Origin of the sequence: Paracoccus sp. DMF, assembly GCF_004407025.1 — a bacterium.
GTDB classification, from domain to species: Bacteria; Pseudomonadota; Alphaproteobacteria; order Rhodobacterales; family Rhodobacteraceae; genus Paracoccus; species Paracoccus aminovorans_B.
The window spans coordinates 1-791 of sequence record NZ_SOKV02000172.1; the positions used below are offsets into that span (position 1 = coordinate 1).

At 67.8% G+C, this 791-nt stretch carries 1 pseudogene; it reads left to right on the forward strand.

The features are described 5' to 3' along the window. Positions 1-791: pseudogene (locus E3D03_RS21035) on the forward strand (DUF2793 domain-containing protein); the annotation flags it as partial.

Genomic DNA, 791 nt, shown 5'->3' on the forward strand with positions numbered 1-791 from the left:
GGCACCCAGACCTTCACCGGCAACAAGACCTTCTCCGGCACGCTGACGGCGTCCGGGACCGTGACGATCTCCGCAGCCAGCGCCAGCGTCGGCACCGCGACGACGACCGCCACCTATGGGATGGGCACCGGGGCCACGACTACGGGCGTGACCAAGACCGTGAATATTGGCACCGGCGGCGCGTCCGGATCGACCACGGTCGTGAACATCGGCTCCGCCACGGCTGGCGCGGGCGGTACGACGGTGCTGAACACGCCCACGGTGACCTTCGCCAATGCAGTAACGCAGGTTGGCATGCCCCAGGCGAACCTGACTGCGCAACTGCTTGGCCTCGGCGGAGCCTCTGCCGACAGCTACAACCGGCTGTCGGTGAACACACCCGCCGTCCTTCTGAACAACGCAGGCGCGGGCATCGAAGCCACCGTCAACAAGGCCTCAGCCGGGAACGATGCCGCCTTTGCCTTCAAGACCGGTTTCTCCGCCCGCGCGCTGATCGGGTTGCTCGGCAACGATGACTTCGGCTTCAAGGTCAGCCCGGACGGGTCTGCATTCTTCGACGCCATCAGGATCGACCGGACCAGTGGCCAGGTGGAACTGCCGCAACCCACAGTCCTGCCCGGCCTCAGCGCCGCGCCGACCCCGCCGCCATCAGGCAAGGCATCGGTCTACGCCCGCAATCGCGCCGGGGCGCCGTGGATTGACGTCATGCGCCCTTCGGGCCGGGACTTCCCGCTCCAGCCCCACTTCGGGGTGAACCGGATCGCCAACTGGTCGCCCTCGACCGGCACGAC